Source organism: Limosilactobacillus pulli, assembly GCF_947381555.1.
Taxonomy (GTDB): Bacteria; Bacillota; Bacilli; order Lactobacillales; family Lactobacillaceae; genus Limosilactobacillus; species Limosilactobacillus pulli.
Window position 1 is genome coordinate 34,620 of sequence record NZ_CANCWQ010000013.1, and the last position, 15,260, is coordinate 49,879.

Genomic DNA, 15,260 nt, shown 5'->3' on the forward strand with positions numbered 1-15,260 from the left:
GGCAAATTTAAAAAAATAGCTTAAAATTTTAAAGCTTATTTTAAATTTCAAGAGGTGAAAAAAGTGAGTGAAGCTATTTACATGCGTAAGGCAAACCTAAATGATCTGGATACGGTAATGGAGATCGTTGAAAATGCCCGCGCGCTTTTAAAGGCCGATGGGAGCGAACAATGGCAGGGAGAAGATGGCTACCCAACGCGCCTGACCTTTCAAATGGACATTGAAGGGGGCTATTGCTGGCTTTTGATGTACGGCAACGAAATTGTGGGTACGGCAACCTTGATGACTCAAGGCGATGCCCATTATATGCATATCGTTAACGGTAAATGGAACCGGCCTGGGCACCCATTTGCGACAATTCATCGCGTTGCCATCTCAGGCAAGTACCGTGGGAAGCACTTTGCCAACTACATCATGAGTCATATGATCACACTGGCTTACGATGCCGGGGTCCGCAATTTCCGGATTGCCACTCACGACAAAAATGACCGCGTCCACAACCTGGTGCAAAACTTTGGCTTCATCAAGCGTGGTCAGGTCTACACTGGACCAACTGATCGCGATCTGCGCAATGTCTATGAATTGAATCTCGACTAGAAAACAAGTACGCTTCGGTAAATCGACGCGTACTTGTTTTGCTATAATAAGGTTATTATCTATCAGTTAAGGACGTGATTTTTCTGAACGAAGAAAAGACAGCGATCAGCCAAACGACTCGCCTCAAACAGATCATCAAGGTCTTAAATCAGCATTCGTTTTTAACCAACTTCTATCGCCAAAAGCATCCTGAAGAGATTCGTCAAGCCTTGGAAGAACTGGGACCAACCTTTATTAAGATCGGTCAGTTGTTGTCCACGCGTCCTGATCTAGTCTCGCCGGCATACATCAAAGAGTTGCGCCAGCTGCAGGATCACGTTGACATCGATCCATATGAAACCGTTGAACAAACCTTTGAAGAGCAAACCGGCAAGCGGATCGATGAAGTTTTTAAAACCTTTGACAAAATACCCTTTGCTTCAGCTTCCATTGGTCAAACGCACCATGCCACGCTGTTTGATGGTACCAATGTCGTTGTCAAGGTTCAGCATCCTGCCGTCACCCAATTGATTCAGACCGACCTGGCACTGTTCAAACGAGCGCTGGGGATGGTTGAACACGTGCCGATGGATTTTTCGGTAATCGATCCCAAACGAGTATTGGATGAATTAAGTACGTCGCTTTTACATGAAATCGACACCACTACTGAAGTGCAAAACGGTCAGGAGTTCTACCGGCTCAACAATGAATATGACATCATTGAGGTTCCCAGAGTCTATCCTAAATACTGTACGCAAAAGATTCTGGTCAATGAGGCCATGCCGGGACAAAGCATTAAACAGCTGATGAACGAAAAAAATCCTACCGATGAAAAACTTGCTGCTAAGATCAAGGAGCGTAATCACTACCTGGCCCATGTGCTGGTGGAAAACTTCATCAAACAGGTTTTTGCGGATCACTTCTTTCATGCCGATCCGCACCCTGGTAACGTCTTGTTTTATGAACTCAAACCCGATGATCCTAAATTAAAAGCCACATCCAAGGATTTTGACTATCAAAAACAACTCGGGTCAAATGAGATTGAGATTCAAAAAGAACACCCCCTGCCACCCTATCGCTTGGTCTACCTTGACTTTGGCATGATGGGACATCTTTCGCCTGCTTTAACGGATGGCATTGCCAAGGTCGTTATCGCGCTCAATACCAAGAGCACACGTCAGGTTGGTCAGGCTATTTTAGGCATCTGCAATCGTACTGGTGAAATCGATGAACAAAATTTCTACAGTCAATTAGGCAGTTTTTTAAGTCCTTATCTAAATGCCGGTTTGGGTGGCATCGATCTGCCTACCATGCTGTTTCAGATCATCTCGCTGTGTCGGCAAAACAACTTGCAAGTCAAGCCCGAAGTCACGCTTTTGATCAAGGCCTTCAGCTCAATTGAGGGCATCGTAGCTGCTTTGGATCCAGAAATGTCGCTGATGGAAGTTGCCAAGCCGTTTGCTAAAAAATATCTGCTCAAGCACTTCAACTGGAGGGACTCGCTTGAATCAAGCATCTGGCAAGCACGCCAGACCGCTTTGGATTCGGCGGCTATTCCATCACGCGTTAATGATCTGCTGGAAGTTTTAAGCACCGGTCAGGCCAAGATCAACTTTCAGTACAAGGATCAAGCTCGCGTTTTACGCAATCTGGAACGTATGCTGAATCGACTGCTGATTGTTATCGTTTTGGCTGCCATCATTCTGGGCTCTTCAATTTTAGTGGAGGGGAGCAGCGGTCATCCCGCAATCTTTAAACTGGGGACGGCCGGCTATTCGATTGCTATCATCGTGATCATCTGCCTTTTTATTGGTGATCTGTATCATCACCTTAAAAAACATCATAAGAAACGCTTATAATATAATGATGAAAAAATTCCCGCCTCGAAATGAGAGCGGGAATTTTTTAGTGCAGCAGTTCGTTAAGATCCAACGCGTAAAACTGCAAGATCTTATCAATCATCAAGACATCATGGTCAGCCAGGTGTGGTTTGGGATGCTGAAGCCGCAAGAGGTCACACATTCTAGCCAGGCTGATTCCTGAGCTTTTGTCAAAAACGTCGCTGCTGATGATTTTTTCCAGATCCAGGGGCTGAATTCTGGTCCATGAACGACTGGTCTGGGCTAGTTGCAGTCGATTGGCTTCTTGATTAAGCACGCTTAAATCCAGGCGATTGTCCCAGCTGACCAGGTAGTCGGGCTGAACTCGATCGATAAATTTTAGAACCTTTTTCAAGACACTGGCAACCGTCAGTCTTTCGGCCTCTGAATAGCGCAGATCCAATCGTTTCAACAAACTCAACTGATCCTTGGCCGTCATCCTGCTGCTAAAGACGTAATAGTTAAAGGCGTCATCTTCACCATATACGCGACCAGCAATTTGACCCAGGCGCGTGGTTCCCGGCATCTGTGGCTGGCAGTCACTATAAAACTCCAGATCCAGACTTAACAGCTTGGCTGGGCCATTAACAATTTCATGAACCTGTTTAAGCGTCGTAACCGCGTTGGCTGACGTGGCCTTATTTTGCGTCTGTTGCCAGTTGGGCCGTTCCAGCGTGATCAGTTCACTAAGGCTGGTTTTGCTTTTTTGCACGCTATCCCTCCAGTCGTTTTTGCTGCGTGATCAATGACGATGGTGCAGACCCTTTTTGGCTGCTTTAAACAAGAGACCAATACCAGCAAACGCATCCATCATCGTACCGCGCTGATTCCCCGTTAGGATTGTACCAGGCGTCCGTTTGTTTTGATGATCGACTTGAATCGAGACGTTTTTACTGCGTCCTTTTTGTTTAACGGGCCGCGGCAATACTTCAACCGGAACCTTAACGGCAGCCTGCGAGTCATCAGGATAGGCAACGACAATCGTAACCTGAGTCAACCCTGGTGTTTCTAAGATCGGATCCTGCTGCCAGGCATAGCTGGTCTTTTCAGGCAGCTCATGCCAATTGGCAATTCCTTCACGCGGATTCAACGTGTCACCTGGCATATAGACGATTTTACGCGTTTCAATCGCATATTTGCCTGCCATTTTCGTCATAATATCTTCCTTTCAGTACTCAACCGTGATGATTTTAACCCGACTGCCCTCACCCAAAAGCCAGGTCAGCATATGCTTTTGCAAGGCTAATTCTTCCGGCGGCTCTCTTTGAAAAATAAATAGAATTACTCGTTTTAAGTGAATCGCCGTTTTGAATAGATCACTGAAGATGCCATGATCGGCCCGCAACGAATGGCCCATGATCGCAATCGTAGCCACGTCTTCTGGATAGACATCGTTGGGCAGCTTGATTTTAAATGGCCGAAATGCATGCGCGGCCGTATAGTCCAAAACACTTTGATCAATTCGTTTTTGGGCACAGCGCCTGGCAATCGCATCAATCAGCCACTGTCTTCTGGTTTGCCACTGCTCAAAGAACCGCGTCGTAAAATAGCGGCTGGTCACCGGCATGTCGCTGTCTAAGGTATAAAGCAATGAGATAATCTCATGGTCGCCAAACGCAGGATAAAGGCGACGCCAACCATAGTAGTAGGCATCGTAGGCACGAAATGCGGCCAGCGTTTTTTCGGGGATCGGGCCAAAGTTGTTCTTTATCCAGTACCAACGCTTAAAATCAAGAATATCACGCCGATATCCTTTAGTCGTGCTGGCATATTCATATGGTTCACGAGCTATGACGTCATCGTTATCAACGCCTAAAATCGTTTGTCCTTCCAAAAGCGAGCCATGCAAGTAATAGATATTTTCTGGCCAAACGTCATACAGCTGTGTAGCCGTATCGGTATAGTTGAAATTCAGAATGGCTCCAGCCTCACTCAGCAGCTCACGGGCGGTCTGTGAACGCGTCGGATCACTGATCAAAACGCGCTCGCGCTCTGTTCGTAAATAGCGCGAGAAGTCATGTTCAAAGCGCCGAATTGCCCGCGTGCTGCGCTGCTGGACCATGACACCAGCCCCAGGCATTCTGCGCGTAGCACTGAGTTGATAAGCATTTTCAGCTGCAACGCGAATCTGCGCCTCTACATCAGACCAACGCACCTGCTGACCGCGTGCCTGACGATTAAAGTGCACGATCTCATCCAGAGGCGTTGTCCCGACTTGCTGCCAAAAATCCTGATAGCGACTCTTATAGCCATGAAAAAGGTCAAAGCCATTGCCAATGACGACCAGCAGCTGGTCATGATCATGATGATCAACAAGCAAGGATCGCTCCAGCTCTGGTGGTACATTCACTGACGACACTTCCCTTCTAAATCAGCTTTCCTGGTTAGTCTTCTTGACAGCGCATCCCCGGCACACAGTTGCACGGAACCTCAGCTGGTGCGGTGGCAGCTTTTTTGGCGAGCAGATCTTGCAGCTGGTTAATGTCTGACTGACTGAGCGTGGCTTTTTCAATTACATGCAGCAACGTTTTGCCAACATGCATCTCGCAAAGATTATCAAATAATTCATCAGTTGCTTGATTCATCGTTGGCTGTTCTTCAACCTGAGGCTCATAAACAAATGCTCGACCAACCCGTGTTGTTTTCAGAGCACCTTTTTGTACCAGGCGCCGTAAAAGAGTCTTGATCGTCGCTGGCTTCCAGGCTACCTTACACTGCAGAATATCGATCATCTCCGTGCTGGTAACGTGACCAAGCGTCCAGGCCACGCGCATTATTTGCCATTCTGCCGGCGTAATCGAATTTTCCAAAAAGATCTTCCTTTCTTTATTTTGAGCCGCGCTTAAAGCCCAGCATACTGCCAAGTACCATTACAGCCGTTCTTTCCTTGGTCGGCGGAGTTGGCTTGTTCAGTGGCGCCGTCTGGACCACGCCTTGGCTGTCTGTCGAACTTTTTGAAGAATCTGATGCTGCAAAATCAGATCCTGGTTCTTTAATCGGTTCTTCAACTGATTCTTCAATAGATTGATTCGTGGCAGCTGAATCGTGTTCAGCCACAGCAGCTGTATTTTCAGATGTTACTGAGTCAGCTGGTGAATCCGCAACTGCCTGATCTGCATTTTCAAAATTGACAACAGGTATGAACTGTTCAACTTCTTCGCCATTCAGTGTTTCATAAGTAACATTAAGCTGACTGACCAGGCGATCGGCTAGTTTTTGGGTGGTCTTCTCATCTTTTAGCGCTGTCTGAGCCTCGCTGAGTGCTAGATCAAACGCGGCTTTTCTAGAGTCATAGGCATCCTGATAGCGCTTGGTCTGTGAAACGCTGCTCATCTTTTTGACCGCTTTTTGCAACGATTTTAAATTGCTACTTTTGCCGTTGAGCGCATTGCGGTCCTTGATCAGCTCACTAGCCGTCAGATCAATTGTTTCTTGTGGGACCGACTGAAAATCAGGCGCCAATTTTGACAGGCCCGCCACTGGTGCATTCAGTTCCTGATTGGCAGCAGCTTGACTGAGCAGCTGCTTGGCCTGATTGAAGTATTTCTCAAAATTTTCACGCTGATTGGCCGTTGCATTTAAATAACGCAACGTGTTTAAGTCGCTCTGAGCACTTTTAAAAACCAGAGCCAGCTGGCTGAAATCAGTTTCCAAACCGCTCAGTACCGTTGCTGATTTTTGCAGTTTTTCAACGGTTTGGTCCACTTTTGTCTGCAACACGAAGCCATCCGTTGCCAAGATAGCTTGGGCATTCTGCAAAGCCGTATCCAGATTCTCTTTTGCGGCCGGGCTGGCATTGACGTAACGGGCTGTTTCCATCAGTAGTTCCGCATCACTGATTGCCTGCTTCAGCACAAAAGTAGTCGTCTCTTGCCCGTTAAGCTGAGTTACCGCATGGGCCAGGCTTTCTTGAACCTTTAAGAACTGTTCGAGCGTAACGTCTCGATTTTGTTCCAGGTTTTCCAGCTGTGCATAGGCGGCATCGAATGGCGCTTTTTGGCTGGCATTTTGATAGCGCGCGCTCTGTTTGGTTTGATGCGCTGCCGAAACTAAAATCTGCCAGTGCGCATCATCAATCAATCTAGCCGTCATTTTTTCACCATCTTCCTTATTTATATTAATAAATGATTTTATTCTATTATGGACCATTTCTCGTTCAACAAAAAGCGATTTTGCTGAATGCTGACCTTTTTATTTGCTATAATGAACTCAAAGCTAATTTTGAAAGGAAAATTGCAAAATATGGAAGTTAGTACCAGTCCCATAACACTTTTTACAATTATATTTATTCTGCTTTTAGCAGCCTTGTTTACACTGTTGGAATACTCGCTGATCAAGGTTCGACCAACCGAGCTAAAAGAGCTCAAACAGACCTCAAGCGTTCGCCGCGCTGAAAAAATGATCGATCACCTGACGGAATACCTATCCACGGCTCAAGTCGGGGTCACGATGACGTCTCTGATTTTAGGTTGGATTGGTGAAGCCTACATCACTGAGCTCTTGGAAAAGGCCAACATCTTCCCTAAAGCCGTAGCCAACGATTTCAGCTCGATCATTGGGATTTTGCTGTTTACTTTTCTGCATGCCGTCTTTACCGACTTGGTGCCTAAAAACATGGCAATTGACCAGCCAGTTAAGATTCTGTTGGCCATTGCTCACCCAATGACGTTCTTCCACGTGATCTTCTACCCACTGATCTGGCTGTTTGACTGGACGGCCAAGATCATTACCAAGCTGCTTGGCTTTTCAGTCAATCCAGATGAAGACATCTACACGCAAAATGAAATCGTCACCCTGTCGCAAGAGTCTGAGCGTGCCGGTGAAATGGACAAAGAGGACGTCGTATTTATGGAACGCGCCTTTCGGATGAACGACAAGGTGGCTGATGACGTTATGGTTGACCGTACGCAACTGAGCGTCATTGACATCACCGCAACCGTTGCCGATGCGGCTCAGCTTTATTTCCAAAAGAAATACACGCGGTTCCCAGTCGTTGCCAATAACGATAAAGACCATATCTTAGGCTATATCTTTAGCTATGACATCATGCGGCAAAACCAGATCAATCCTAAACAGGCGATCCGCTCAATCATGCGTAAGATTCCGATCGTCTACCAAAGCGAAGAATTGACCGATGTCTTGCAGATCATGATGAAAAAGCAGGTGCCAATCGTGGTCGTTCAAGACGAATACGGTGGTACGGCCGGGATTATTACCGATAAGGACATTTATGAAGAGCTGTTCGGTACGGTTGGCGAAGAAATTGATCACGTTTCTTCCGATATGATCGAAAAAAAAGAGCCTGACTCCAAAGGCAACTCAACCTATCTGGTATCCGGTAAGATGCCATTAGACGACTTTGAGCGCTACTTTGACGTGCGGATTCCACAATTTGATCAAACCGACGTTTCAACGCTAACCGGCTTTTTCCTGGAGCGACAATACGACTTAAAGGTGGGACAACCCGTTAGAGTCGAAGATTTCAGCTTTACGCCACTTGATCTTAAAAACGCCTACGTCAGTCAGTTTAAGGTCGTTCACATTAAGCCAAAGAAAAAACCTGTCGTTGATAGTGACAGCGACTCAGATCATAAATACCGTTCAAAGCGCGATCGTAAGGATGATCACGATAATGGTACGCAAGACTGATCCAAATAATCCAGCTGTCTGAAATTTACAAAGACTTTACCTGTGAAAGCGGGTCAAAGTCTTTTTTTAATGCTAAAATTAGGGTGCTCCAATGATTTTGTCGCACTAGACGTTCATTCATGATCGTTTCCCCTGATCAAGGGGGTTATCCTATGTACGATCAAATTTTAATTCCCATTACTGCACGCTCGTTTAATCGTGAAATTGATCCAGCATGTGTTGCCGAACTAAAGCGCCTGGTTTTAGATCGGCCCAATGCCATCTTCAAGCTTTTATACATTTTTGAGCCCCGCGACTGTCGCTGGCTGGCTGCTGGGCTACCCAATTTAGATCCAGATTGCTTGCTTAACATGGCTGCTCATCAGCTAACCATCATTGAGCAGCTGCTTGACGATGCTGGGGTACAAAAAATCACGCATCAATTAGCAGTTGGCAATCAGTATCTAGCCATCAGTCAGCTGATCCAAGAAGAAAAATTCACCCTGGTCGTTGAACCGTGGCAGCCAAAATGGCGGCACCGCTTTTGGCAACACTTTATTCATCCAAAACAAAAAATTACCAACAATCTGCTGATCTTAAACGTTCAGTAAAACCAGCAAAATATTGAATTTACCGCTTACCTGAAACATTTTAGGTAAGCGGTTTTTATTTTTGTAAATGATGGTCGTTACCAAATCCGCTTTTTCGGTCCTAAATCTTAATCTAACGAGTTTTATCGCCAAGGTTAATTTTATTAAGATAATTTGTTTGTAAATTTTAGGATATTTTAAGCTTTTTAGGATTGATTAAAACTATTTACTTAAACATTTTTCAATAATAGTCGAACAATTATAACAAAAACAACTTTTATCGTTAACTTTTACCATAATAAATCATTGGTATCAGCTCTGATTATCAGATTTTTGATCTTTTTGTATCGTTTTTGTAAATTTAGCCGTTACGTGTTTTTTACGGAAAACCGTCTTTTTTCTTTACGTTCTTACTTTAAATTATAAATCGTACTTAGGTACATGCTTTATTCATGGGATATTGAGAAAGGAAGCAAATAACATGAACAAGAAGTCACTTATCTCTTTAGCTGCCGTCGCTACTTTAGGCTTTAGCCTGTTTGGCGGCACGGCTGGTACGGTCCACGCTGCAACTGACAGTAACAAGATTACGATTGTCGGCTCAACGGCTCTGCAGCCACTTGCCGAAACGGCGGCTCACAGCTACATGAGCAAAAACTCTGGCGTCAACATTGACGTCCAGGGTGGTGGCTCCGGTACCGGTTTGAGCCAGGTTCAATCTGGTGCCGTTTCAATTGGTAACTCTGACATTTTCGCTGAACAGCAAAGCGGCATTGATGCCAAAAAGCTGCAGGATCACAAGGTCGCCGTTGTTGGGATGGCCCCAGTCGTTAACAAAAGCTTGAAGGTTAACAATCTGTCAATGAGCCAGCTGCAAAAGATCTTCACTGGCAAGATCACTAACTGGAAACAAGTCGGCGGACCAAACGAAAAGATCACCGTTATCAATCGTGCCAAGGGTTCTGGTACGCGGGCAACGTTTGAAGCCGCAGTGCTGAAAGGCAAGACGGCCATGAAGTCACAAGAACAAGATTCCAACGGTACGGTACAAAAGCTGGTTGCCAACACGCCTGGTGCCGTCAGCTACCTGGCCTTCTCATACACAAAGTCTGACAAGATCAAGGCTTTGAAGGTTGACAACGTTGCCCCAACTGACAAGAACGTTGAAAACAACTCTTGGAAGATCTGGTCCTATGAACACATGTACACTAAGGGCGCTGCCAAGGGTCAAACCAAAAAATTCCTGAACTACATGAACTCTAAAGAAGTCCAGGGCAAAGACGTTAAGAATCTTGGCTACATCAGTATTCATGATATGAAAGTCAACAAGAACGCTGACGGTCAGGTTACCAAGAAATAATCATTGCATCAATCAATAAAGGAGAGAAACCGGAGGAAGCAAGATGAATGAACAAGATCAACTGATGCAAAGCAGTTTCCAAACCAGGCAGGACCATTGGGGCAAATTGGTTAGCTATTTCTGCATTACGGTAATTGGACTGCTGGTCATTTCAATTATTTACTTCATCGCCGCTCGAGGCTTGAACATGTTTATTAAAGATGGCGTCAGCCTCAAGGACTTCCTGACCGGTACGACGTGGGATCCAACCGTTACTGACGCGCACGGCAAGCCAGAAGTCGGCGCTTGGCCAATGATCTTTACCTCATTTGCCGTTACGATTCTGGCTACGCTGGTCGCAACCCCGCTCGCTTTGGCCGTTGCCATCTTTATGACTGAATTAGCCCCTAAAAAGGCTGCTTCATTCATGCAGTCAGTCATCGAGCTTTTAGTCGGGATCCCATCCGTCGTTTACGGGTTCGTCGGCTTAGTCGTCGTCGTTCCCTTTATCCGCCATCTTTTCGGTGGTACTGGGAGTGGGATTTTAGCAGCCGTTACGGTGCTGTTCGTTATGGTGCTGCCAACGATCACTTCCATGTCAATCGACAGTCTTAAAAACGTGCCTAAAAACTATCGTGAGGCTTCAATCGCACTGGGGGCCACGCTTTGGCAAACCATCTACAAGGTTATCTTACGCTCCGCCATTCCCGACATTCTGACCGCCGTAATCTTTGGGATGGCCCGTGCGTTTGGTGAGGCGCTGGCCGTTCAAATGGTGATCGGGAACGCGCCTTTGATGCCACAAAACCTGATCTCACCCGCCTCAACTTTGACCAGTACTTTAACGGTCGGCATCGGCAACACCGTGATGGGAACCTTGCCAAACGACGCGCTCTGGTCTTTGGCGCTGGTCTTGATGCTGATGTCTTTGGCCTTCAACCTGCTGGTAAAGCTGGTCAACAAGAAAGGGGTTTCACGCAATGCTTAATGCCAAAAAAGCCAATCAGCTGGCAATGGGCATCATTTATGTCTTAGTCGGTCTGGTGGTCTTGATTCTGTTTGGTCTGCTGGGCTATATCATCTTAAGCGGTCTGCCACACATCAGCTGGCAGTTTTTGAGCTCAGCTGCCCAAAGCGTTGGTGAAGGCGGCGGGATTCGCGATCAGCTGTTTAATTCACTGTATCTGTTGATCTTAACGCTTTTGATCTCCACGCCGCTTTCAATTGGGGCCGGTATTTTCTTAGCCGAATACGCCCCTAAAAATGGCGTTACGGAAGTCTTTAAAACTGCGATTGAAATTTTAAGCTCGCTGCCTAGCGTAGTCGTTGGCCTGTTCGGTTATCTGTTCTTCGTAATTAAGCTGCACCTGGGCTTTTCCGTCATTTCAGGTGCCATTGCCTTAACATTTTTCAACCTGCCGCTTTTAACACGGAACTGTGAGAATGCCTTAAATGATGTCTCGCCACTGCAGCGGCAAGCCGGTCTTTCATTAGGACTTTCCCGCTGGAAGATGATGACCAAGATCATGCTGCCGGAAGCCTTGCCTGGGATTTTAACCGGGGTGATTCTGGGGGCCGGCCGCGTCTTTGGTGAGGCCGCTGCTTTGATCTACACTTCCGGACAAAGCGCGCCAAGCGTTGACTACGGTAATTGGAACCCATTTTCGGCTACCAGCTTCTTAAACCCAACCCGTCCTGCCGAAACACTGGCCGTTCACATCTGGAAGCTGAATACTGAAGGACTGGTTTCTAATGCCCATGCAATTTCCAGTGGGGCTTCGGCCGTACTGATCATCGTCATCTTATTGTTCAACCTGGGAGCTCGCTTCTTAGGCAACCATATTTACAAAAAGATGTCGGCTCGTAAATAAACTAGAGGTGAAAACAGATGGCTGAATATTCTTTTGATGATACCTACACGCTGCCCGTCAAGGAACCACTGGCAATGCAGACCAAAAACGTCAGCGTATACTACGGCAAGCAGACAACGCCTTCACTTCACCAGGTCAGTATGGACTTTGCCGAAAACAAGATCACGGCTTTGATTGGTCCATCCGGTTCTGGGAAGTCTACTTATCTGCGCTGTCTGAACCGAATGAATGATGAGCTAGGCCGCATCGATGGCGAGATCCTGTATCGGGGAATCAATCTGAACTCCCCACAGGTTAACGTCTACGAAACTCGGCGTGAGATCAGCATGGTTTTCCAACATCCAAACCCGTTTGCCAAGTCGATTCGCGAAAACATCACCTTCGCCCCTAAGCTCTATGGCATCAAAGACCAACAAAAACTAGATCAAATGGTCGAAGAATCCTTAAAGAGCGTGGCCCTCTGGGATGAGGTCAAAGACTCGCTTGACCGCAGCGCGCTTTCCCTTTCTGGTGGTCAGCAGCAACGTCTCTGCATTGCCCGTTCACTGGCGATGAATCCTAAAATTATCTTGATGGATGAGCCGGCCAGTGCCTTGGACCCCATCTCAACTTCTAAGCTGGAAGAAACGATGCAGGCTCTGAAAAAAGACCACACGATTATCATTGTGACGCACAACATGCAGCAGGCCGCTCGCTGTTCAGACTACTGTGCCTTCTTCTACTTAGGACATGTCCTGGAATTCAACTCTACCAAAGACATCTTCAGCAATCCAAAGATCAAGGCCACCAACGACTACGTATCCGGTAACTTCGGCTAGGAGGGCATCATGGAAAAAATTCTTAAATGTAAAAACGTGGTGCTCAAATATGGCACTAAAGAAGCACTGCACGGCATCAACATGGAGATTGAACAAGACAAGATCACGGCTTTGATCGGCCCATCAGGCTGTGGCAAGTCAACCCTGTTAAAATGCTTCAATCGCATGCACCTTGACGACAACGCCACAGTTGAAGGTCAGATCCTGTTTAACGATCAAGACATTTATGATCCAAAAGAAGACATGGTTGAGCTGCGGCGGCAGATTGGCATGGTTTTCCAACAACCCGTTCCCTTCCCGCTTTCTATCTATGACAATGTTGCCTATGGACCACGGATCGGCGGTATCAGAGACAAAACACAGCTGGATCAGATCGTTGAAGAAAGTCTCAAACAGGCTGCCTTATGGGATGAAGTCAAAGACGATCTGAAAAAAAGCGGTCTGGGTCTTTCCGGTGGTCAGCAGCAGCGACTCTGTATTGCCCGCACGCTGGCCGTCAAACCTAAAATCATCTTGCTGGACGAGCCAACCAGTGCCTTGGACCCGATTTCCAGCGGCTTGATTGAGGAAACGCTGATGAAGCTAAAGGATGAATACACGATCGTCATTGTAACGCACAACATGCAGCAGGCTGCCCGTATTTCTGACTACACGGCATTTATGCTCAATGGTTCTTTGATTGAATTCAACTTAACCAAGCAGATGTTTGAAAAGCCAGACAACCAGCTGACTGATGACTACTTGAATGGGCGCTTCGGCTAAAAGGAGTTTATAATGGGAGATCAAAATCTAGCAGAAATCTTAAAGGTAAAAAAGCAGTTCGTTGCCATGGGGACACTGGTCAGCTCACAGATTCATCAAGCAACCAAATCTTTTTTGGAACACAATATGATTCTGGCCAAACAGGTAATTTCTAAAGATCAGCAGGTCAATGAAGCAGAAATCGAATTGGAAAAGAACGTTTTTGACGTCTTGATTCGCAAAAATCCCATGGCCTATGATTTTCGTGAAACCATGTCAATTCTCAAAGCCAGTTCTGATATGGAACGAATTGGCGACGCCGCGATCCACATTGCCTGCCAAACATTGCGCATGTCTGACAAGCCAACCTTCACTGCCGCCGAAAAACTGATTCAGCAATTAACCTACCAAGTGCGTCAGATGCTGGATAAGGTTGACGAAGCCTACGTCAACGATGACAGTGACGCTGCCTATGCCGTTGCCAGCGAAGACATTAAGGTTGACCGGCTCTACCTGCAGCTGCGGCAACTGGTTTTAAATCAGCAGGTTAAAGACAAGCAGCAGCTAAAAGCTTCTGACGTCTACTTGATCATCAGCCGGCAACTGGAACGTGTTGGCGACCATATCGTCAATATTGCCGAATGGATTGTTTATGCTCAGACTGGCAAGATCGTTGAATTAAATCCCGGCAAAAACGATCCTGATCTGATCAAAAAATAACCCACCCTTCCCTATTTTTCATCAAACCACGAACAAAAAAGGCCATCTTCAGCTATTTGAAGATGGTCTTTTTTTGCTGGCCGCGATTTTATGGCATTGGACTTGGTACTGTACCCTGTCAATGTAACACTTAAAAAAATAAAAAATTAGTCTATACGGCCTCATTGCGGAAGTCCTCCGCGGTGAGGTTGTTTCGTTTGCTGGAAATCTCGACTGTGTTGAAGTATTCAACACCCTGTTTAACCAAATCTTTCAGTTCTGCCAAAGTTTGCGGATGTGGATGATGCGCCATCCAGATGTACTTAAAATCGCCCCAATAGTGCTCAATCACTGCGTTATCAGCCGGAGTGCCGGGCGCAGAGAGACTGTGCTTACTATTGTTGCTGGTTAAATAGTTATTGAAGTCATTTGAGGTATAGGCAGCGCCACGATGAATCATTGGTGCGAAGGTCCCAGCCTGCTTAGCGGCGCGTTTAAAGGCTTCAATTGCGGCTTCTGCTGTCTCAGTTGGCGAAATATGATAACTGAGCACATAACGACCGTATAAGTCCAAAACTACGTGTAAACAAACCTTGTTATTGCGACCGTAGGTTAGTTCTGTCGTATCGGACACCCACACCAGATTCGGCGCTACCTGAATAAATTTCCGTTCCAATAAGTTATCCTCTTGATACTGTTGTTGTTCCTGCTTGCGGTTGCGTTTTTTCTGACGGACATTGGCTTTAATGCCGTGCTTCCGCATGATTCGACGCACACGCTTAATATTGATACGAAAAGCAAACGAAAAGGTGTATTCTGGAATTTCTTGATTTTTCCCATTCTCATTGTTTAAAATCGTGGTTACTTTTTTTATGACCAGCACAGTTCTGATGGCGTTTTTCAATCTGATAGATTGCTTCCAAAATTGCTTGGTTCTCAATTTCTCTTTGTGTTAGCTGTCTTTTGATAGCCATAAAGCAACTCTAGTCTATTCATTGTCGAATAACTTGAAATGCAAAAACCCCCTTAAGGAAATAACACGGCTATAATGCCCTCTAAGTATACAGATGAAATAGAAAATTCATCTTATATTTGGAGGGCATTTAAAATTGGCTAGA

16 protein-coding genes are annotated in these 15,260 nt (G+C 46.1%); 10 read left to right on the forward strand and 6 right to left on the reverse strand.

Going from position 1 to position 15,260, the window contains the following annotated elements:
- Positions 1-63 precede the first annotated feature (63 nt).
- Entirely contained in the window at positions 64-597 is a 534-nt protein-coding gene (locus QOS03_RS05470; protein WP_272209207.1) for a GNAT family N-acetyltransferase, read from the forward strand.
- 77 nt (positions 598-674) lie between these two features.
- Positions 675-2,435 carry an ABC1 kinase family protein gene (locus tag QOS03_RS05475; RefSeq protein ID WP_283575641.1) on the forward strand — a complete coding sequence of 587 codons (1,761 nt, stop codon included), beginning with the start codon at positions 675-677 and terminating at the stop codon, positions 2,433-2,435.
- Positions 2,436-2,481: 46 nt separating this feature from the next.
- On the opposite strand, the gene QOS03_RS05480 is transcribed toward QOS03_RS05475, so the two are convergent.
- Genes QOS03_RS05480 through QOS03_RS05500 form a run of 5 tightly spaced genes read right to left on the reverse strand, consistent with a single transcriptional unit; the run spans position 2,482 to position 6,548 of the window.
- On the reverse strand, positions 2,482-3,168 hold the full coding sequence (locus QOS03_RS05480) for a hypothetical protein (RefSeq protein WP_272216201.1): 687 nt from the start codon (positions 3,166-3,168) through the stop codon (positions 2,482-2,484).
- A gap of 30 nt (positions 3,169-3,198) precedes the next feature.
- Entirely contained in the window at positions 3,199-3,612 is a 414-nt protein-coding gene (locus QOS03_RS05485; protein WP_272216202.1) for a Rib/alpha-like domain-containing protein, read from the reverse strand.
- A 12-nt stretch (positions 3,613-3,624) separates the two neighbouring features.
- A complete protein-coding gene (locus tag QOS03_RS05490; RefSeq protein ID WP_283575627.1) occupies positions 3,625-4,806 on the reverse strand; it encodes an AbiH family protein in 1,182 nt (393 codons plus the stop codon).
- Positions 4,807-4,840: 34 nt separating this feature from the next.
- Positions 4,841-5,266: a CopY/TcrY family copper transport repressor gene (locus QOS03_RS05495; RefSeq protein WP_283575628.1), complete on the reverse strand. Its 426-nt coding sequence runs from the start codon at positions 5,264-5,266 to the stop codon at positions 4,841-4,843.
- A gap of 16 nt (positions 5,267-5,282) precedes the next feature.
- Complete coding sequence (locus tag QOS03_RS05500) at positions 5,283-6,548, reverse strand: hypothetical protein (protein WP_283575629.1); 1,266 nt, start codon at positions 6,546-6,548, stop codon at positions 5,283-5,285.
- Between the two features lie 150 nt (positions 6,549-6,698).
- Between QOS03_RS05500 and QOS03_RS05505 the strand changes: the two genes are divergently transcribed.
- The 8 genes from QOS03_RS05505 to phoU all read left to right on the forward strand — a co-directional run bounded on the left by QOS03_RS05505 (position 6,699) and on the right by phoU (position 14,163).
- Positions 6,699-8,105, forward strand: coding sequence for a hemolysin family protein (locus QOS03_RS05505; protein WP_283575630.1), 1,407 nt, complete (start codon positions 6,699-6,701; stop codon positions 8,103-8,105).
- A gap of 152 nt (positions 8,106-8,257) precedes the next feature.
- Positions 8,258-8,695, forward strand: a complete 438-nt coding sequence (locus QOS03_RS05510) for a hypothetical protein (protein ID WP_283575631.1) — start codon at positions 8,258-8,260, stop codon at positions 8,693-8,695.
- Positions 8,696-9,155: 460 nt separating this feature from the next.
- A complete protein-coding gene (locus QOS03_RS05515; protein ID WP_283575632.1) occupies positions 9,156-10,034 on the forward strand; it encodes a phosphate ABC transporter substrate-binding protein in 879 nt (292 codons plus the stop codon).
- 43 nt (positions 10,035-10,077) lie between these two features.
- On the forward strand, positions 10,078-11,001 hold the full coding sequence (gene pstC, locus QOS03_RS05520) for a phosphate ABC transporter permease subunit PstC (protein ID WP_283575633.1): 924 nt from the start codon (positions 10,078-10,080) through the stop codon (positions 10,999-11,001).
- Positions 10,994-11,884: a phosphate ABC transporter permease PstA gene (pstA, locus tag QOS03_RS05525; RefSeq protein ID WP_283575634.1), complete on the forward strand. Its 891-nt coding sequence runs from the start codon at positions 10,994-10,996 to the stop codon at positions 11,882-11,884. The genes pstC and pstA overlap by 8 nt, the downstream gene beginning before the upstream one ends.
- Before the next feature lie 17 nt (positions 11,885-11,901).
- Entirely contained in the window at positions 11,902-12,702 is an 801-nt protein-coding gene (gene pstB / locus QOS03_RS05530) for a phosphate ABC transporter ATP-binding protein PstB (RefSeq protein ID WP_283575635.1), read from the forward strand.
- A gap of 9 nt (positions 12,703-12,711) precedes the next feature.
- Entirely contained in the window at positions 12,712-13,464 is a 753-nt protein-coding gene (gene pstB / locus QOS03_RS05535; protein WP_283575636.1) for a phosphate ABC transporter ATP-binding protein PstB, read from the forward strand.
- Between the two features lie 12 nt (positions 13,465-13,476).
- A complete protein-coding gene (gene phoU, locus QOS03_RS05540) occupies positions 13,477-14,163 on the forward strand; it encodes a phosphate signaling complex protein PhoU (protein ID WP_283575637.1) in 687 nt (228 codons plus the stop codon).
- 151 nt (positions 14,164-14,314) lie between these two features.
- Here the strand turns inward: phoU and QOS03_RS05545 are convergent, their stop codons facing one another.
- The gene (locus QOS03_RS05545) at positions 14,315-15,046 is read right to left on the reverse strand and encodes a DDE-type integrase/transposase/recombinase (protein ID WP_283575638.1); all 732 of its coding nucleotides are present in this window, start codon (positions 15,044-15,046) and stop codon (positions 14,315-14,317) included.
- Positions 15,047-15,260: the final 214 nt, after the last annotated feature.